General features: G+C 68.9%; 15 protein-coding genes. 13 read left to right on the top strand and 2 right to left on the bottom strand.

Features of this window, described 5'->3' with window-relative positions; genetic code table 11:
• The first annotated feature begins 12 nt into the window (after positions 1-12).
• The 3 genes from AC3WT0_RS10755 to AC3WT0_RS10745 are packed head-to-tail and all read left to right on the top strand — an operon-like array spanning position 13 to position 1,945.
• The gene (locus AC3WT0_RS10755; RefSeq protein WP_492753528.1) at positions 13-786 is read left to right on the top strand and encodes a VOC family protein; all 774 of its coding nucleotides are present in this window, start codon (positions 13-15) and stop codon (positions 784-786) included.
• 11 nt (positions 787-797) lie between these two features.
• Positions 798-1,289 (top strand): VOC family protein, encoded by a 492-nt coding sequence (locus AC3WT0_RS10750; protein ID WP_492753527.1) that lies wholly within the window; start codon positions 798-800, stop codon positions 1,287-1,289.
• Positions 1,286-1,945: a glutathione S-transferase family protein gene (locus AC3WT0_RS10745; protein WP_492753526.1), complete on the top strand. Its 660-nt coding sequence runs from the start codon at positions 1,286-1,288 to the stop codon at positions 1,943-1,945. The genes AC3WT0_RS10750 and AC3WT0_RS10745 overlap by 4 nt, the downstream gene beginning before the upstream one ends.
• A gap of 3 nt (positions 1,946-1,948) precedes the next feature.
• Here AC3WT0_RS10745 and AC3WT0_RS10740 read toward each other — a convergent pair whose 3' ends face one another.
• The gene (locus AC3WT0_RS10740; protein WP_492753525.1) at positions 1,949-2,560 is read right to left on the bottom strand and encodes a J domain-containing protein; all 612 of its coding nucleotides are present in this window, start codon (positions 2,558-2,560) and stop codon (positions 1,949-1,951) included.
• Positions 2,561-2,600: 40 nt separating this feature from the next.
• Here AC3WT0_RS10740 and AC3WT0_RS10735 point away from each other — a divergent pair, with 40 nt between their 5' ends.
• The 5 genes from AC3WT0_RS10735 to AC3WT0_RS10715 all read left to right on the top strand — a co-directional run bounded on the left by AC3WT0_RS10735 (position 2,601) and on the right by AC3WT0_RS10715 (position 6,399).
• On the top strand, positions 2,601-2,891 hold the full coding sequence (locus AC3WT0_RS10735; RefSeq protein ID WP_492753524.1) for a BolA family protein: 291 nt from the start codon (positions 2,601-2,603) through the stop codon (positions 2,889-2,891).
• 5 nt (positions 2,892-2,896) lie between these two features.
• Positions 2,897-3,358, top strand: a complete 462-nt coding sequence (locus tag AC3WT0_RS10730) for an NUDIX hydrolase (RefSeq protein ID WP_492753647.1) — start codon at positions 2,897-2,899, stop codon at positions 3,356-3,358.
• 2 nt (positions 3,359-3,360) lie between these two features.
• Positions 3,361-4,260, top strand: a complete 900-nt coding sequence (locus AC3WT0_RS10725) for a pirin family protein (RefSeq protein WP_492753523.1) — start codon at positions 3,361-3,363, stop codon at positions 4,258-4,260.
• Positions 4,261-4,327: 67 nt separating this feature from the next.
• Positions 4,328-5,230, top strand: coding sequence for an alpha/beta fold hydrolase (locus AC3WT0_RS10720; protein WP_492753522.1), 903 nt, complete (start codon positions 4,328-4,330; stop codon positions 5,228-5,230).
• Positions 5,227-6,399 carry a low temperature requirement protein A gene (locus tag AC3WT0_RS10715; RefSeq protein WP_492753521.1) on the top strand — a complete coding sequence of 391 codons (1,173 nt, stop codon included), beginning with the start codon at positions 5,227-5,229 and terminating at the stop codon, positions 6,397-6,399. Before AC3WT0_RS10720 ends, AC3WT0_RS10715 begins: the two co-directional genes overlap by 4 nt.
• 6 nt (positions 6,400-6,405) lie before the next feature.
• Here the strand turns inward: AC3WT0_RS10715 and AC3WT0_RS10710 are convergent, their stop codons facing one another.
• Positions 6,406-7,449 carry a DUF2332 domain-containing protein gene (locus AC3WT0_RS10710; protein WP_492753520.1) on the bottom strand — a complete coding sequence of 348 codons (1,044 nt, stop codon included), beginning with the start codon at positions 7,447-7,449 and terminating at the stop codon, positions 6,406-6,408.
• A gap of 47 nt (positions 7,450-7,496) precedes the next feature.
• Here AC3WT0_RS10710 and hisG point away from each other — a divergent pair, with 47 nt between their 5' ends.
• The 5 genes from hisG to thiL all read left to right on the top strand — a co-directional run bounded on the left by hisG (position 7,497) and on the right by thiL (position 12,188).
• The gene (gene hisG, locus AC3WT0_RS10705; protein ID WP_492753519.1) at positions 7,497-8,159 is read left to right on the top strand and encodes an ATP phosphoribosyltransferase; all 663 of its coding nucleotides are present in this window, start codon (positions 7,497-7,499) and stop codon (positions 8,157-8,159) included.
• A 112-nt stretch (positions 8,160-8,271) separates the two neighbouring features.
• On the top strand, positions 8,272-9,558 hold the full coding sequence (hisD, locus tag AC3WT0_RS10700) for a histidinol dehydrogenase (protein ID WP_492753518.1): 1,287 nt from the start codon (positions 8,272-8,274) through the stop codon (positions 9,556-9,558).
• A 74-nt stretch (positions 9,559-9,632) separates the two neighbouring features.
• Complete coding sequence (gene nusB / locus AC3WT0_RS10695; RefSeq protein WP_492753517.1) at positions 9,633-10,085, top strand: transcription antitermination factor NusB; 453 nt, start codon at positions 9,633-9,635, stop codon at positions 10,083-10,085.
• A gap of 67 nt (positions 10,086-10,152) precedes the next feature.
• Positions 10,153-11,295: an acyltransferase family protein gene (locus AC3WT0_RS10690; RefSeq protein WP_492753516.1), complete on the top strand. Its 1,143-nt coding sequence runs from the start codon at positions 10,153-10,155 to the stop codon at positions 11,293-11,295.
• Positions 11,292-12,188, top strand: a complete 897-nt coding sequence (gene thiL / locus AC3WT0_RS10685; RefSeq protein ID WP_492753515.1) for a thiamine-phosphate kinase — start codon at positions 11,292-11,294, stop codon at positions 12,186-12,188. Before AC3WT0_RS10690 ends, thiL begins: the two co-directional genes overlap by 4 nt.
• Positions 12,189-12,380: the final 192 nt, after the last annotated feature.

The following is a 12,380-nucleotide window of genomic DNA, read 5'->3' as shown; positions in this document are numbered from 1 at the left end:
AAGGAGAGCGATATGACGAGCACTGCAGGCTTCGTCTGGTACGAACTCATGACCTCCGATCTCGCCGCCGCCGAGGCTTTCTACGGCAAGGTGATCGGCTGGACCCTCGTCGATTCGGGTATGCCCGGCATGCGCTATGTGCTGGCGAAGGCAGGTGGCGACGATGTCGCGGGCCTGATGGCGATGCCCCCCGATGCGGCGGCAGCAGGCGCGCAGCCCGGCTGGATCGGCTATGTCGGCGTGGCGAGCGCCGATGCCGCCGCCGAAGCGGCCGAGAAAGCCGGCGGCGCGATCCTCAAGGCTCCCGAGGACATTCCCGGCGTCGGCCGCTTCGCGATCGTCGCCGATCCCAACGGCATCGCCTTCGCGCTGTTCGAGCCACTGACTGGCGGCGAGAGCAAGGCCTTCGCGCTCGGCAATCCCGGCCATGCCGGCTGGAACGAGCTGCAATCGACCGACTGGCAAAAGAGCTGGCCCTTCTATTCGGGCCTGTTCGGCTGGACGAGGGCCGAAGCGATGCCGATGCACGCGGACGAGGTCTATCAGCTGTTCAGCGCGGGCGGCAACATGGGCATCGGCGCGATGTTCAACGCGATCGAGGCGCCGCGACACGCCTGGCTCTTCTACTGGAACGTCGAAGACATCGATGCAGCGACCGCGCGCGTCGCGACGGGCGGCGGCACGGTGCTGATGGGACCGGTCGAGGTGCCGGGCGGCATCTGGATCATCCAGGCGCAGGATCCGCAGGGCGTCGGCTTCGCTCTCGTCGGCCCGCGCAAGGCGTGAGGGAACGGGACATGCAGCAAAAGATCGTCACCTGCCTCTGGTTCGACGGCAACGCCGAGGAGGCTGCGGCCTATTATGTCGCGCACCTGCCCGGCGCGAAGATGGGCCGGATCAACCGGTCGCCCGCCGACACGCCGAGCGGCGCGGAAGGCAGCGTCCTCGTCGTCGAGTTCAGCATCGCAGGGCAGGACTTCATCGGCCTGAACGGCGGCCCGCACTTCAAGTTCAACGAGGCGGTTTCCTTCCAGATCATGTGCGACGATCAGGCCGAGGCCGACAGGATGACCGAGGTGCTGTCGGCGGTTCCCGAGGCCGAGCAATGCGGCTGGGTGAAGGATCGCTTCGGCCTGTCCTGGCAGATCGTCCCGCGCCGGATGACGGCGCTCCTCTCCGATCCCGATCCGGGGCGGGCGAAGCGCGCGATGGAGGCGATGATGACGATGAAGCGCATCGACATCGCCGCTGTCGAGGCAGCGGCGGACGGTGCGGCGGTCAGCGCGTGACGCTCCAGCTCTTCGCGCACCCCTTCTCCTCCTACAGCCAGAAGGTCCTCGTCGCGCTTTACGAGAATGCGACGCCGTTCGACTGGCGGTCGCTTGACCCCGCGCATCCCGACAATGGCGCAGCCTTCGCCGCGCTGTGGCCGATCGGCAAGTTTCCCCTGCTGCTCGACGGCGATCGCCCGATCCGCGAATCGACCGCGATCATCGAGTATCTCGACCTTTTCCACCCCGGCCCCGTCGCCTTCGTTCCCGACGATCCCCAACTGGCGGTCGAGGTGCGGATGCTCGATCGCATCTTCGACAATTATGTGATGACGCCGATGCAGGCCGTGGTCAGCGACGCTCTCCGCCCCGCAGACGTCCGCGATCCCTATGGCGTGGCCGAGGCGCGCGACCGGCTCGACACCGCCTATCGCTGGCTCGATCACTATCTGGAGGGGCGCCTGTGGGCGGCGGGAGAGATGTTCAGCCTCGCCGACTGCGCCGCCGCGCCGTCGCTTTTCTATGCCGACTGGACGCATCCGCTCGGCGACCGTTTCCCGACGCTCTCCGCCTATCGCACCCGCCTGCTCGCCCGGCCATCCTTCGCGCGCGCAATCGACGAGGCCCGGCCCTACCGATCCTATTTCCCGCTCGGCGCACCCGACCGCGATTAGGCTTCAGGCGAAGGCCGCCGCGCCCTTGAGCTGCGTATAGGCGGCGATGACCTCGCCCAGCATCTTCTCCTGGCTGCGGTCGCCGCCATTGCGGTCGGGGTGATATTTGCGCACCAGATCGGCGTAGCGCTGGCGCAGTGCCCGCCGGTCGGCATCGATCGGCAGGCCCAGCGTCTGCAGCGCCTTGCGATCCTCCCCCGACAATGGCCGGCCGTCGGCGCGCGGCGTGATCTCTTCGCGGCGGCGGGCGAAGCGCGCGCCGATTGCGTCGAGCGGATCGGTGAAGTCGGCCCAGCGCGGCCCCTGTGACCCGTTGGCTGCGAAAGCGCGCGTCTCGCGCTCCCAGCCCGCATAGGGGCGCTGCTCGGCCTCGATCTCCTCGCTGCTCATCCCCGCGAAATAATTATAGCCCGCGTTGAATTCGCGAACATGGTCGAGACACAGCCAGCGCCAGCCGCCCGGCCCGTCGAATCCCGATCCCGTGCCGCCCTCGGGCGGCGCGCGGAACTCGCCGGGATTGGGGCAGCCGGGAACGGCGCAGGCGTGCGCGCTGTCCGCGACACGACCGTGGAAGCGCGCATTGGGTCTGTCCTGTCTGATCTTCGCGCGCGCCAACTCGGCTCCCCGGAACGAATAAACGGGCTATATAGGCAGCATGACCGAACAAACGAAGGGGCCGGTCGCGGCCGAAATCGAAGCGCGGCTGTTGGCCGCCCTCTCCCCCGTCCATCTCGCCGTGATCGACGACAGCGCGAAGCATCATGGCCATGCCGGGCATGATCCGCGCGGCGAATCGCACTTCACCGTCGAACTGGTCAGCGCCGCCTTCGAGGGCGTGGGCCGGGTCGAGCGCCAGCGCCTCGTCAACCGCGCGCTCGCCGATCTGCTCGTCGATCGCGTCCATGCGCTCGTCATCGTCGCCCGCGCGCCGTCGGAAGCCGCATGAGCGAGATGGACGGCCTGAGGCCGCGCCCCGCCGCGCGCATCCTGCTGCTCGATCCCACAGGTGCGGTGCTGCTGTTCCGCTTCGTGCCCGAAACGGGGGCGGGCGCCTTCTGGGCGACACCCGGCGGCGCGGTCGACCCTGGCGAGGATCATCCCGCCGCCGCGCGGCGCGAACTCTATGAGGAAACGGGCCTCCGCCTCGATCCCGGGCCGGAGGTTGCGCGACGCCATGTCCGCTTCGTCACCGTCGAGGGCGAGCCGGTGAGCGCCGACGAGCGCTATTTCCTCGTCCGCGTCCCCGATCGCAGCCTCGACCAGTCGGCATTGACCCCGCTCGAGCTGCGCGTGATGTCCGGACATCGCTGGTGGACGCGCGCCGCGCTCGAAGCCCCCGACGAACCCGTTTTCCCGACCGACATCGTGGCGATGCTCGATGCGGTCGCGCCCGGCTGGCACCAAGGAGCATGACCGTGACCCACGATCTCATCATCCAGACGATCACGCCCACCACGCATGATCTGGGCGGCTTCAAGGTCGCGCGCACCCTGCCGTCGAAGCCGCGCACGATGGTCGGCCCCTTCATCTTCTTCGACCAGATGGGACCGGCGACGCTGGCACCCGACAGCGGGCTCGACGTGCGACCGCATCCGCACATCAACCTGTCGACCGTCACCTATCTGTTCGAAGGCGCGATCGATCACCGCGATTCGCTGGGCACCTTCGCGACGATCCACCCCGGCGCGGTCAACCTGATGACCGCCGGCCACGGCATCGTCCATTCGGAACGCTCGCCGGCGACGGAACGCCCCGGCGGCCCGCGCCTGTCGGGCATCCAGACCTGGCTGGCGCTGCCGCAGGCGAAGGAGGAGATGGACCCGACCTTCGAGCATGTCGCGGCGGAAGACCTGCCGCTCGTCGAGGATGACGGCGTGTCGGCGCGCGTCGTCATGGGGACTTTGTGGGGCCGGACGGCGGCGACCACCTGCCACGCGGAGACGCTTTATGCCGACATCATCCTCGGCCCGGGCGGCACGATCCCGATCGACCCGACGACTGACGAACGCGCCGTCTATGTCGCGCTGGGCGAAGCGAGCATCGACGGCATGCCGCTCGAGCCGCAGACGCTCTACGTCATCCGCCCCGGCGCGGCGGCGACGCTGCGCTCCGGAACGGGCGGGCGCGTGATGCTGTGCGGCGGCGCGGCGTTCGAGGGGCAGCGCCATGTCTGGTGGAACTTCGTCTCGTCGAGCCGCGACCGGATCAACCAGGCGAAGGACGACTGGAAGAACGACCGCTTCCCCAAGGTGCCGGGCGACGACAAGGAGTTCATTCCCATCCCCGAAATCCCCAAGACCGTCTCCTATCCCTGACGCGCAGTTGCCGTAAACGGAAAGCGGGGGCATGACGGGGTCGAGACAAGATAAGGGAGGAGAGGATATGGTTGGGCTTTCACGCGAGCGGATCGCGCTTCCGACGGGTGTCGAGCTGGACGTGACGCTGGGCGGCCCGCGCGACGCCGATCCGATCATCTTCCTCCACGGCTTTCCCGAATCGTCGCGTACCTGGCGGCACCAGCTTGCCGATCTGTCGATCGACCATTTCATCGTCGCGCCCGACCAGCGCGGCTATGCCGATTCGTCCAAGCCCGAGGCGGTCGAGGATTATCGGCCGGACAAGACGATCGGCGACATCTTCGCGCTCGCCGACGCGCTCGGCATCGGGCGCTTCACCCTTGTCGGGCACGACTGGGGCGGCGCGATCGCCTGGGGCGCCGCGCTCTCCGCGCAGGATCGCGTGGCGCGGCTGATCATCCTCAACGCTCCCCATCCCTTCATCTTCCAGAAGACGCTGATCGACGACCCCGATCAGCGCGCCGCCAGCCAATATATCCGCGCCTTCCGCACGCCGGGGATCGAGACGGCGATCGGCGCGATGGGCCCCGACCAATTCTTCGACACCACCTTCTCGCGCCACGCCGACACCGGATCGATCGAGCCCGAGGAACGCGCCGCCTATATCGCCCAGTGGGGCACGCCGGGCGCGCTGACCGCGATGCTCAACTGGTACCGCGCCTCGACGATTGTCGTCCCCGCGATCGACGAGACGGTCGAGCGCCCCGCCTTCCTCGACGCCCCCTTCCCACACCTGACCATGCCCGTGCTGGTCGTCTGGGGATTGAGGGACATCGCCCTCCTCCCCTCGCAGCTCGAAGGACTGGACAAGCTGATCGACGATCTTACGCTGGTGAAGGTCGATGCCGGCCATTTCGTCACCTGGGAGGCGCCCGCCGCCGTGAATGCCGCGATCCGCGATTTCCTGAAGGCGCGCCCGATCGCATGAGCGGGGGGCGTTCGCGCTGGGTGCGCCCTGCAGGCCATGGCGGCCATGCGCGTGTCACCAATCTCGAACTCTTCTTCGATCTCGTCTTCGTCTTCGCGATCACCCAGCTTTCGCATCGGCTGCTCGCGCATCTCAGCCTGCATGGCGCGATCGAGACGCTGCTGCTTTTCTGCGCGACCTGGTGGGTGTGGATCTTCACCAGCTGGGTGACCAACTGGCTCGATCCGGATGCCGTGCCGGTGCGCCTGATGCTCCTGCTGCTGATGCTCGCCTCGCTCGCGCTCGCCATCGCGATCCCGGAGGCCTTTGCCGAGCGCGGGCTGATCTTCGCCGGCGTCTATGTCGCGATGCAGGTCGGGCGCAGCCTGTTCACCGCCTTCGCCTTTTCCGGGCACGATCCGCGCGGATGCCGCAACTTCCTGCGCATCTCGGCCTGGCTGGCGATCGCCGCGCCCTTCTGGATCGCGGGCGGCCTGAGCGAAGGCGATGCGCGGCTGGGGCTGTGGGTGCTCGCGCTCGCGATCGAATATGCCGGGCCGGCCATGGGATTCCGCGTGCCCTTCCTCGGCGCATCGAGCACCGCCGACTGGCAGGTCTCGGGCGCGCATATGGCCGAGCGCTGCGGGCTTTTCGTGATCATCGCGCTGGGCGAGGCGATCGTCGTCACCGGCGCCACGGTCGCCGAGCTGCCGCACGATCCGCTGGTCTTCGTTGCCTTCGTGTCCAGCTTCATCGGCAGCGCCGCCATGTGGTGGATCTATTTCGACAGCGGCGCCGATCGCGGCGCCGAGCGGATCAGCGCCAGCGACGATCCCGGCCGTATCGCGCGGCTCGCCTATACCTATATGCACATGCCGATGATCGGCGGGATCATCGTCGTCGCGGTCGCCGACGAGATGATGATCGCCCACCCCGCCGGCCATGTTTCCTCTGCCTTCCTGTGGACGGCGATCGGGGGGCCCGCGCTCTATCTCTGCGGAACGATGGCCTTCAAGCAGATCATCGCCGCGCGGCGCGCGCCGCCGCTGTCGCACGTCATCGGGCTCGGCCTGCTTGCGCTGCTGGCGATCGTCTCGCATGCCTGCACGCCACTGGTCGTCGGCATGGCGGCGACGGGCGCGCTGGTCGTCGTCGCGATCTGGGAACGGATCGCGATCAGCCGCCCCTGATCGCGCTCAACCAAGCCATTTTAGATCGTTGACGTGCGGATGCCCGATGGCGAGCGCGCGTGCCTCGCCGCCGGGCCACAGATCGAGCTTCAGATCGGCCACCCCGCCCATCCCGTTCAACTCATAGCGCAACCAGGCAAGCGGCCGCCGCGCCGTCGCCCTGCTTCCCGCCGCCGCCAACGCCGCCTCGATCCGCGCCTGCGCCCCGGGCGTCAGATAGGTCCAGAAGATGGTATGCCAGACGACGCGCATCGTGCCGTCGGCCTGCGCCTCGCCCACCGCCTGCTCGACGAAATCCGCCGCGTCGCCTCGTACGAGTTGCGGGGGATGGTCCGCCGCGATCACCAGCGCCGCCTCCAGCCGCGCGATGCGATCGTCCTGATCGGGCCAGACATAGGCGCGAAGCCGGTCGCGCGCGCGGGCATCGCCGACATCGACCGGGGCCTGATCGACCGCGCGCCGCGCGACGACGCGCACATCGGCGGCCGGAGGTGACGCGCCGTCCCACAGGGGCTCGATCCGCAGCGGCGATCCCGCCAGCCCAGCCTCGGTCGCGCCCAGCCGATAGGCGAAGCGATCGAGGTTGCTGTTGAGCCCCGCGCTCGCGCCCAGCTCGATCAGGTCGAAGGGCAGGTCGAAACGGTCGGAGAGCCAAAGCAGGCCCGCCATGATCGCCGCCGCGCGTCCGGTCTCGTTGGTCTGCGGCGGTGAGTCGAGCCAACCCGCCAGCTCTGCGTCGTTCGCCACGATGGCGGCGCGCACCGCGCCGGCGATCGCATCGGGATCGGTCTCCACGCCCGCATAGACAGGCGCCAGCGTCGCGTCGCCCATCCGCGCCAGAGCGTGAAGCGCGCCCGCGATCCTCAGCGGCACCGAATCCCCGCTCCCGCGCGGATCTCCGGGCCAGTCGAGCACGCGCAGGCCGGTCACTGTCGCGCGGTCGATCACCGCCTCCACCGCGCGCAAGATGCGCGCCGTCAAGGGCGATCCCGATCGATCGCAATAGAGCGCCTGGTTGAGGATCGCCTCGCGCACCGTCTTTTCGTTCATGCCCCTTGGTTGCCCTCAGCCCCGCCCCCAAGTAAAGCCGCGCCGCAATGTCCGAACCGCTGATCATCGCCGTACCCAAGGGCCGCATCCTCGAGGAAGCGCTGCCCCTGCTCGCGCGCGTCGGGATCGAGCCCGAACCGGCCTTCGCCGACGAGAGCAGCCGCGCGCTGCGCTTCTCGACCAACCGGCCGGATATCTCGCTGATCCGCGTACGCGCTTTCGACGTCGCGACCTTCGTCGCACACGGCGCGGCGCAGCTCGGCATCGTCGGGTCCGACGTGCTGATGGAATTCGACTATTCGGAACTTTACGCCCCCGTCGACCTCGGCATCGGCCGCTGCCGCGTCTCGATCGCCGAACCGGCGGCGCTGGCGCAGAGCGACGATCCGCGCGGCTGGAGCCACGTCCGCGTCGCGACCAAATATCCGCACCTCACCGCCCGCCATTTCGAGGCGCGCGGCATCCAGGCCGAATGCGTCAAGCTCAACGGAGCGATGGAGCTGGCGCCCTCGCTCGGCCTGTCGAGCCGGATCGTCGATCTCGTCTCCTCGGGCCGCACGCTCAAGGAGAACGGGCTGGTCGAGGTCGAGGTAATCGCCGAGGTCTCGGCACGGCTGATCGTCAATCGCGCCGCCTTCAAGCTGCGCGCCGCGCAGGTCGCGCCGCTCGTCGAAGGATTCCGCGCCGCCGCCGAGGCGCAGGCCGCATGATGAAAGCTCAGCTTCCTCTCCCGTTCGTCCCGAGCGCAGTCGAGGGACGTTCGCACGATGCCCTACGTCCCTCGACCGCGCTCGGGACGAACGGAGACGGGACGGGCCACGCATGATCCGCCTCGACGACGCCACGCCCGATTTCGCCGCCGCCTTCACCGCGCTCGTTAATGCGCGGCGCGAATCCGATCCCGATGTCGCGCGCGACGTGGCGGCGATCATTGCCGGTGTGCGCGAACGCGGTGACGCGGCGCTTGCCGATTATACAGAGCGCTTCGACCGCTTCGATCTCGATGCAGAGGGCTGGACGGTCAGCGCTGCCGATCGCCGCGCCGCGCTCGATGGCCTGTCGCCCGACCTGCGCCGCGCGCTCGATCTCGCGGCGACGCGCATCGCCGCCTACCATGCCGCGCAGAAGCCGGCGGACAGCGACCGCGTCGACGCCGCCGGCGTCCGCCTCGGCGCACGCTGGCGCGCTGTCGACGCCGCCGGCCTCTATGTGCCGGGGGGCCGCGCCGCCTATCCCAGCTCGCTGCTGATGAACGCCATTCCGGCCAAGGTCGCGGGCGTCGAGCGCCTTGCCATGGTCACGCCCACGCCCGACGGCGCGATCAATCCGCTCGTCCTCGCCGCTGCCGAGATCGCCGGGATCGACGAGATCTGGCGCGTCGGCGGCGCGCAGGCGATCGCCGCGCTTGCCTATGGCACCGGGCGCATCGCCCCGGTCGACGTCATCACCGGCCCCGGCAACGCCTGGGTGGCCGAGGCCAAGCGCCAGCTGTTCGGCGTGGTCGGGATCGACATGGTCGCGGGGCCGAGCGAGATCGTCGTCGTCGCCGATGCCGCCAACGACCCGGCATGGATCGCCGCCGACCTGCTCAGCCAGGCCGAGCATGATCCGACCAGCCAGTCGATCCTGTTCACCGACGACGCCGGTTTCGCCGATGCCGTCGCCGATGCAGTCGAGGCGCGGCTCAAGCTGCTCGCGACCGAAGCCACGGCGCGCGCGAGCTGGGATGCGAACGGCGCGATCATCGTCGTGCCGGCGCTGATCGATGCCGCGCCGCTGGTCGATCGCCTCGCGCCCGAGCATCTCGAGCTTGCCGTCGCCGATCCGCAGCCGATCTTCGACGCCGTCCGCCACGCCGGGTCGATCTTCATCGGCCGCCACACGCCCGAAGCCGTCGGCGACTATGTCGGCGGCCCCAACCATGTGCTGCCCACCGGGCGGCGCGCGCGCTTCTCGTCGGGGCTTTCGGTCACCGATTTCATGAAGCGCACCAGCTTCCTCTCCTGCGACGAGGCCGCGCTTGCCGCGATCGGCCCCGCCGCCGTCGCCCTCGCCGAGGCCGAAGGGCTTCCCGCCCACGCCGCCTCGGTTTCGATCCGCCTCAAATAGCAAGGCCGCTTGTCCCGAGCGAAGTCGAGGGACGCGTCTCGACTTCGCTCGACACGAACGGCAAAGAGAAGCCAATGACCCAGCCCGCCCGATCCAAATCGCGCTCCGCCGCCCGCCTCGCCGCGGTCCAGGCGCTGTACCAGCAGGAAATGGAGAAGACGCCGCTGCGCGCGCTGCTCCACGAATTCCATCATCATCGCCTCGGCGCGACGATCGAGGACGTCGAATATGCCGAGGCCGAGGTCGATTTCTTCGACGATCTCGTCTCGGGTGTCGACGCCCGCCGCGACGAGATTGACGGGCTGATCACCGCCAGGCTGGCCGAAGGCTGGAGCCTCGAGCGGCTCGACCGCCCGATGCGCCAGATCCTGCGCGCCGGAACCTATGAGCTGCTCGCGCGCGCCGACGTGCCGGTGGGCAGCGTGATCAGCGAATATGTCGACGTCGCCCACGCCTTCTACGACAAGCGCGAGACCGGTTTCGTCAACGGCCTGCTCGATGCGATCGCCAAGGGCGTGCGCGCCTGAACTTGCCCGGGCCGGCCGGCGATGATAGCGCTCGGCCCGGTTAAGGCGGCGGGGACGTTTCGGGCGAATGATGCGGATCGACGACCATTATCTGCGTCCCAGCGCGAATAATCTTACGATCACCCGCCTGATCCTCGCCGCATCGGTCATCTACTCGCACTGCTTCTCGCTCTTCGTTCCGGGCGATTATGACGATCTGATGTGGCTGATCGGCGCGCCGATCTCCAACTATGCGGTCGACGGCTTCTTCGCGCTGTCCGGCTTCCTCGTCTATCGCAGCCTCGCGCAGAACGGCGCGGTCGGCCGCTTCCTGATGGCGCGCCTCACGCGCCTGTGGCCGGGGCTCGCAGTGATGCTGCTGCTGACCGTCATCGTCGGCGCCTTCCTCAGCGCCGCGTCGTTGCGCGATTATCTGCTCGGCCGCGAAACGCTGCGCTTCATCGCCGGCAATCTCAGCCTGCTGCGCGCCGAATATGGGCTGACCGAGCTTTGGTGCGGCGGCGAGCTCTGCTCGGTCAACGGATCGCTGTGGACACTGCCATGGGAGGCGCGCTGCTATGTCGTGCTCGCCGCGCTCGCGCTCGTCGGCCTCGCCAATCGCACCGCGATGCTGCGCCTGATCCTGCCCGCCAGCCTGGTCTTCGCCGTGCTGTGGGACGTGCCCGCCGTCCCTGCCTGGATCGAGGCGCGTCTCGGGCACGCCATCGCGTATAATCTTCACAGCTGGGATCGGCTGTGGACGGCCTTCGCGATCGGCATCGCCGCCTATGAGTTCCGCCACCGCATCCCTCTCAGCTGGCTCATCCTCGCCGGGCTGGTGGTGCTGACGATCCTCGCCTATCGCTTCGCGCCCGGCGCCGCCCTTCATATTCGCGAGCTGTGCATCGCCTATGCCGCGCTGTGCATCGGCTTCCTCACCGCCCGCACCCGCGCCATCTCGGCAAGCTGGCCCGATTACAGCTACGGCATGTATATCTACGCCTTCCCGGTGATGATGGTGGCGCAGGGCCTGTTCGGCTTCACCTCGCCCTACACGCTCGGCCTCGCCAATCTGCTGCTGACCATCCCCTTCGCCGCCGCTTCGTGGCATTTCGTCGAGAAGCCGGCGCTCGACTGGTTGCGCCGCCGCCAGCGCACCGCATATGCGGCTCGCGTCGAACCTGACGACGTGACGTTGAAACCCGCAGAGGGCGCCGGAACGCAGGGATGAGTGCTGCCGAGAATGAGTTTATCGCGGCGTTGCGTGGCATCGCCGACGATCCCGCCGCGCGTGGGCTGGCCGACGACGCGGCGGTGCTGGGCGATCTCGTCCTGACGCATGACATGATCGTCGAGGGCGTGCATTTCCTTGCCGGCGATCCGCCCGCCGACGTCGCGTGGAAGCTGCTGGCGGTCAACCTCTCCGATCTCGCCGCCAAGGGCGCGACGCCGATCGGCTGCCTGCTCGGCGCAGGGCTGACCGGCAATGCCGCGTGGAACCGCGATTTCGTCGCCGGGCTGGGCGCGGCGCTCAAGCGTTTCTCGCTGCCGCTGCTCGGCGGCGACACCGTGGCGATGCCTGCGGGGGGGCCGTTGACGCTGGGGCTGACCGCGATCGGCCGCGCCCCGATCGCGCCTTCGCGCAGCGGCGCGCGCGCCGGCGATCGCCTGTGGGTGACGGGGATGATCGGCGACGCCGCGCTCGGCCTCGCGCTCCTCAAGGCAGGCAAGACGAGCCCCAAGACCGCGATCAGCGCCTATCGCCGCCCGACCCCCCTGCTCGCGCAGGGCCGTGCGCTCGCCCCGCATGTCAGCGCGATGATGGACGTGTCGGACGGGCTGCTGCTCGACGCCGCGCGCATGGCCGAGGCAAGCGGCCTTGCGCTCGACATCGCGCTCGACGCCATACCGCTGTCGCAGGTGGTAAGCGCCTCGGGCATGGGGACGCTTGCCGCCGCGACGGCGGGCGATGACTATCAGCTGCTGTTCGCGGCGGCGCCGGACGCGAAACTGCCCGTCGCCGCGACGCCCGTCGGCCGTTTCTCGAACGGCAGCGGCCTGACGCTGACCGACGCCGGCCGCCCCGTTCCGCTCCCCGATCGCCTGGGCTATCTCCACGGCTGAGCGTTGGCGTGGCAATGCGCGAGAGAGCGCATTGCGTTGGCGGCGCCTGCCCTCTCCCCCACCCGGCCTCCCATCTAGGGTACACTGAGTGGGAGGCCGGGTGGGGGAGCGGGCCGGTGCCGCAATCCGGCGCAAGGCGGAACACCGACCAACCGCTTGTCAAATCGAAAAATCGCCCTCTATACCTTGTCC

It is taken from the genome of Sphingomonas sp. EU05-FHT14C10, assembly GCF_058790595.1.
Note: the sequence above shows the minus strand (reverse complement) of the source record. Positions and strands in the feature narration are given on the sequence as shown.

Coding starts and splice junctions, on each gene's coding strand:
- AC3WT0_RS10755 (WP_492753528.1), top strand. CDS start 13: ATGACGAGCACTGCAGGCTTCGTCTGGTACGAACTCATGACCTCCGAT.
- AC3WT0_RS10750 (WP_492753527.1), top strand. CDS start 798: ATGCAGCAAAAGATCGTCACCTGCCTCTGGTTCGACGGCAACGCCGAG.
- AC3WT0_RS10735 (WP_492753524.1), top strand. CDS start 2,601: ATGACCGAACAAACGAAGGGGCCGGTCGCGGCCGAAATCGAAGCGCGG.
- AC3WT0_RS10730 (WP_492753647.1), top strand. CDS start 2,897: ATGGACGGCCTGAGGCCGCGCCCCGCCGCGCGCATCCTGCTGCTCGAT.
- AC3WT0_RS10720 (WP_492753522.1), top strand. CDS start 4,328: ATGGTTGGGCTTTCACGCGAGCGGATCGCGCTTCCGACGGGTGTCGAG.
- AC3WT0_RS10715 (WP_492753521.1), top strand. CDS start 5,227: ATGAGCGGGGGGCGTTCGCGCTGGGTGCGCCCTGCAGGCCATGGCGGC.
- AC3WT0_RS10710 (WP_492753520.1), bottom strand. CDS start 7,449: ATGAACGAAAAGACGGTGCGCGAGGCGATCCTCAACCAGGCGCTCTAT.
- hisG (WP_492753519.1), top strand. CDS start 7,497: ATGTCCGAACCGCTGATCATCGCCGTACCCAAGGGCCGCATCCTCGAG.
- hisD (WP_492753518.1), top strand. CDS start 8,272: ATGATCCGCCTCGACGACGCCACGCCCGATTTCGCCGCCGCCTTCACC.
- nusB (WP_492753517.1), top strand. CDS start 9,633: ATGACCCAGCCCGCCCGATCCAAATCGCGCTCCGCCGCCCGCCTCGCC.
- AC3WT0_RS10690 (WP_492753516.1), top strand. CDS start 10,153: ATGATGCGGATCGACGACCATTATCTGCGTCCCAGCGCGAATAATCTT.
- thiL (WP_492753515.1), top strand. CDS start 11,292: ATGAGTGCTGCCGAGAATGAGTTTATCGCGGCGTTGCGTGGCATCGCC.